Source organism: Spirillospora sp. NPDC049652 (assembly GCF_040675125.1).
In the GTDB taxonomy this organism is placed as follows: Bacteria; Actinomycetota; Actinomycetes; order Streptosporangiales; family Streptosporangiaceae; genus Spirillospora.
On the sequence record NZ_JBFAOF010000559.1, the window covers coordinates 1 to 4,770 of the forward strand.

General features: G+C 75.6%; 5 protein-coding genes. 1 reads left to right on the forward strand and 4 read right to left on the reverse strand.

The features are described from left to right. Positions 1-58: 58 nt before the first annotated feature. The 3 genes from AB0J52_RS27760 to purN form a co-directional block, all read right to left on the reverse strand. Entirely contained in the window at positions 59-238 is a 180-nt protein-coding gene (locus AB0J52_RS27760; RefSeq protein ID WP_500185322.1) for a hypothetical protein, read from the reverse strand. A 184-nt stretch (positions 239-422) separates the two neighbouring features. Further along, entirely contained in the window at positions 423-1,991 is a 1,569-nt protein-coding gene (purH, locus tag AB0J52_RS27765; protein WP_500185323.1) for a bifunctional phosphoribosylaminoimidazolecarboxamide formyltransferase/IMP cyclohydrolase, read from the reverse strand. Next, positions 1,988-2,641: a phosphoribosylglycinamide formyltransferase gene (gene purN, locus AB0J52_RS27770; RefSeq protein WP_500185325.1), complete on the reverse strand. Its 654-nt coding sequence runs from the start codon at positions 2,639-2,641 to the stop codon at positions 1,988-1,990. The genes purH and purN overlap by 4 nt, the downstream gene beginning before the upstream one ends. Before the next feature lie 176 nt (positions 2,642-2,817). On the opposite strand from purN, the gene AB0J52_RS27775 reads away from it, so the two are divergent. Then, complete coding sequence (locus tag AB0J52_RS27775) at positions 2,818-3,315, forward strand: hypothetical protein (RefSeq protein ID WP_500185327.1); 498 nt, start codon at positions 2,818-2,820, stop codon at positions 3,313-3,315. 168 nt (positions 3,316-3,483) lie between these two features. Here AB0J52_RS27775 and AB0J52_RS27780 read toward each other — a convergent pair. Further along, positions 3,484-4,770: cell division protein PerM (locus tag AB0J52_RS27780; protein ID WP_500185329.1), on the reverse strand; the 1,287-nt coding region annotated here is incomplete at its 5' end.

The window sequence follows — 4,770 nt, forward strand, 5'->3', positions numbered from 1 at the left end:
GGCTGCGCTGACCCCCGGGGCCCGGCGCGGCGGACGCCGGACCGGGGCGGAGGGTGCGTCAGTCCTGGTCGGCGCGGCCGCGCCAGGCGATGACCCGGTCGGTGCCGTGCCAGCCGAGGCGGGCGGCCAGCATCGCCGCGATCGCGGCGGCGATCAGTCCGACGACCTGGCGGGACTCGGTGACCAGCACCGGGGCCTGGAGGACGGAGCCGAGGAGCAGGCTGACGAGGTATTCCATGCGCGGATCTCCCATGCAAGGGCCGCGCGAAGGTCAGGGTGGCGTAAGGCGACGCGGCCAAGACCGACATTAAACGACGACGAAAGTAAAACTTGCCAAGATCTAGAAGACCCCGGCGGCCGTGCGGCCGCCGGGGTGGTCCGGTCGAGGCGGGCGGACCTGCCGGTCCGCCCGGTCGCGCCGGTCAGTGGAAGAAGTGCCGGACTCCGGTGAAGTACATGGTGATCCCGGCCTTGGCGGCCGTCTCGACCGCCTGCTCGTCCCGGATCGAGCCGCCCGGCTGGACGACCGCCGTGACCCCGGCCTCGATGAGGATCTCCAGGCCGTCGGGGAACGGGAAGAACGCGTCGGACGCGGCGACCGCGCCCCGCGAGCGCTCCTCGCCCGCCCGCGCGACCGCCAGCCGCGCCGAGTCGACCCGGTTGACCTGCCCCATCCCGACGCCGACGGTCGCGCCGTCCTTGGCGAGCAGGATCGCGTTGGACTTGACCGGGCGGCACGCCTTCCAGGCGAACGCCAGGTCGCGCAGGGTCGCCTCGTCGGCGGGCGTCCCCGTCTTGAGCTCCCAGTTCGCCGGGTCGTCGCCGGCGGCGTCCACCCGGTCGACGGTCTGGACCAGCAGGCCGCCGTCGATCCGGCGGGACTCGGCGGGGTTGGCCGGGCCGTCCGGGCAGACCAGCAGCCGGACGTTCTTGAACCGCTCGGTGAGGATCGTCACGGCCTCGTCCTCGAAGGACGGCGCGACGACGACCTCGGCGTAGCTCCCGGTGATCTGCCGCGCCATCGCCGCGCTGACCGGCCGGTTCGCCGCGATCACGCCGCCGTAGGCCGACGTCGGGTCGCACTCCAGCGCCTTGCGGTGCGCGTCGGCGGCGTCCGCGCCGACCGCGATGCCGCACGGGTTGGCGTGCTTGATGATCGCCACGCACGGCTCGTCGAAGTCGTAGGCGGCGCGGTGCGCGGCGTCGGTGTCGACGTAGTTGTTGTACGACATCTCCTTGCCGTACAGCTGCTCCGCGTTCGCCAGGCCGCCCTTCGCGCCCGGGTCGGTGTAGAGCGCGGCCCGCTGGTGCGGGTTCTCGCCGTACCGCAGCGGGTTCTTGCGCTCCCAGGTCGCGCCGGTGAAGTCCGGCCAGCCGGTGTCGGCGGCCTCGGCGTCCGGCGCGTAGGACGAGGCGAACCAGGACGCCACGGCCACGTCGTAGGCGGCGGTGTGCGCGAACGCCCCCGCGGCCAGGCGGCGGCGCTCCTCCAGCGTGAACCCGCCCGCCCGGACGGCCTCCAGCACCTGGCCGTAGGCGTCCGGCGAGACGACGACCGCGACGCTGGCGTGGTTCTTGGCGGCGGCGCGGACCATGGTCGGGCCGCCGATGTCGATCTGCTCGACGCACTCGTCCGGCTTCGCCCCGGACGCCACGGTGTCGGAGAACGGGTAGAGGTTCACCACCGCCAGGTCGAACGGCTCGACGTGCAGGTCGTCGAGCTGCTGGAGGTGGTCGTCCTTGCGCCGGTCGGCGAGCAGGCCCGCGTGCACCTTCGGGTGCAGCGTCTTGACCCGCCCGTCCAGGCACTCGGGGAACCCGGTGAGCTTCTCCACCCTCATCACCGGGACGCCCGCGGCGGCGATCCGCCCGGCCGTGGAGCCGGTCGAGACGATCTCCACCCCCGCCTCGTGCAGCCCCTTGGCCAGCTGCTCCAGCCCCGTCTTGTCGTACACGCTGATCAGCGCGCGCCTGATAGCCACCCGACTCACCGGCCGAGCTCCCCTCCATCGTCAGCGGACGTGTTGCAGGTACCGCACTTCATGGCGACCCGCCTGCCCTCGGTGGTCCAGCCGTCGCGGGCGAGCCGGCCGACGACGTCCACCAGGAGGCGGCGCTCCACCTGCTTGATGCGCTCGTGCAGGGAGTCCTCGTCGTCGTGCCGGAGCACCTGGACGGCCTCCTGGGCGATCACGGGTCCGGTGTCCACGCCTTCGTCGACGAAGTGCACGGTACAGCCCGTGAGCTTGACCCCGTAGGCCAGGGCGTCCCGGACGGCGTGGGCGCCGGGGAAGGAGGGCAGCAGGGCCGGGTGCGTGTTGACCGTCCGGCCGCCGAACCGGGCCAGGAACGCCGGGCCGAGGATCTTCATGAATCCCGCCGAGACCACCAGGTCGGGCTCGTGGGCGGCGACCGCGTCGGCGAGCGCCGCGTCCCAGCCGGCGCGGTCGGGGAAATCGGGGATCCGGAGGGTGAAGGTGGGGAGTCCGGCCTCGTGCGCGCGCGTGAGGCCGGCGATACCGGCCCGGTCGGCGCCCACGGCAACGACGGACGCCCCGTAGGCTGGATCTGCGCACGCGTCGAGGAGCGCCTGTAGGTTGGTCCCCGCGCCGGAGACGAGGACGACGAGCCGGGCGGACACCATGACTCCTCAGTGGTGACGTCGGGGCGGACCGGGCGAGCCAAAGCCTATCGGCCCTGCTCGGCGCACCCGAACCGACGCCGCGGTGAGGCCACCGGACTCCGCGCGCGGCGCACGGCGGCCCGCACTCACGGGCCACACCCACGAACCACACCACGCCAGCGGGGGGACGAGAAGTGAACGAGCAGCCGGGGACGTCCGGCCAGCCGACCGGCCAGGACCCGTGGCGGCCGCAGGAGCCGGAGGGACCGGAGGGGCCGACCCCGGGGGGCTCGCTCCCGCCGGGGCCCGCCGAACAGGCCGCCCGGCGCGCGCTGTGGCTCGGCGTCGGCTCCCTGGTGATCACCCTGTTCTTCTGGCCGTTCGGCCTGGTGCTCGGGATCGCCGCGCTGGTGGTCGGAGCCAAGGCCCGGCGGCTGGCCGCGGGGGGCGCGGGCACGCTGCCCGGGCTGACCGGCGGCATGGTCAGCGGGGCGGTCTCGGTGGTGCTCGGCGTCCTGATGCTCGGCTTCGCCGTCTACCTGTGGCCCGAGGTCAGCGGCCTGGAGAACTGCAAGTCCACGGCGAACACGCAGACCGACCGGAAGGCGTGCGAGGACAAGTGGCTGCCCGAGATCGCGCACAAGCTGCACGTGCGCACCTCGGACCTCGACCCCCTCAAGGGCATGCTCTGATCTGACGCCCGGACGGGCCGGAGTCGCGATACCGCGACTCCGGCCCGTTCTCGTTGTCGGCCTTGTCGCGGGGCCCGGAGCGCGGCGGCCCGGCAGGCCGCGCTGTCCGAAGGCCCGGCGGTCGGGGTATCCGAGGCCCGGGTGCGCGGCGGGACTGCGGCGGGTGCGCTAGTCGCCGTCGCGGGGGTCGTCGCGGGGGTCGTCGCGGAGGACGTAGATCGCGCCGCCGCGGTTCTCGGTGCGCTCCGGCTCGTCGTGGCGCGGCCGGGGGACGCCCGGCTCCGCCGCCTCGGGCTCCGGCCGGAACTCGGGGGCCGGCTCGGGCGCGGGTGTGATCTCCGCCTCGTCCTCCCGCGCGGCGAGCGGCTCGGGAGCCGGCTCAGGGGCCGGAGGCTTCGCGGGACCGGGGGCGGGCGTGGGCTCGTCCATGAGGTCGGGGAGTTCGTCCTCGTGGCGGGTCCGGGACCGGGCCGGACGGCGCGGGGCGAGGACGGGCTCGGCCTCCTCGAACTCCAGCGCGGCCGGATAGGGCGACACGGGCGGCTCCGGGGCCGGTTCGGCCGGCGGGGGCGCGGGCGTCTCCCGGGCGGGCCTCGGGACGGACGGAGCGGGCCCCGCGGCGGGCGCCGGCGGGAGGTCGGCGGCCTCGGCACGTCCCCGGCGGCGGGCGCGGCGGCCCTCCGCCTGCACGGCGGGCTCCGGAGCAGCAGGCGCGGGGCCGGGGCCGGGGTCGGGAGCGGGGGCGGTGTCCGGGGTGCCGGCGCGGCGGAGGATGCGCCAGTTGGCCAGCCAGGCGGCGATGGCGGCGGAGATCCCGACCTCCAGCGCGGCCAGCAGCCCCACCTGCCACCAGGACGGTCCGACGGTCGCCAGCCGGGCCCCGCCGAGCGGGCCGCCCGACAGCGCCGCGAGCACGGCCGTCACGACCCCGGTCAGCGCGCCCGACGCGAACCCCCACAGCGGCGCGGACTCCGTCGCCGTGCTCGGCATCGCCCGGACGGTCAGGACCCCGCCGACCGCTCCGGCGAGGAACGGCGCGGCGAGCGCCACCAGGGACGGCACGGGCGCGGGCCCCGGCTGCGGCAGCGCCGCGAGCGGCGGGAACACCGGCACGACGTCCAGCAGGACGCCGGTCGCGGCCACGCTCGTCCCGGAGCCGACCGCGAAGCCGGGGCCGATCGCGTAGGCCATCCCCCAGATCACCGCGTTCGGCAGGAACGCGAGCTGGACCAGCACGAGCAGCACCCCGCCGACCACGCCGGGGGCCAGCAGGTCGAACTGCCGGGCGGCCTCGCCGGTGTGCATCGCCAGGGACGCGCCGACCAGCACCGCACCCGCCCCGAGCAGCACCGACACCGCCCCGGCGACGCCGATCACCAGCGAGCGCGGGCGGTCGGGCAGCAACCGGACCAGCGCTCCCAGCCCGGACCGGACGCGCCGTCCGCGCGCCGCGAC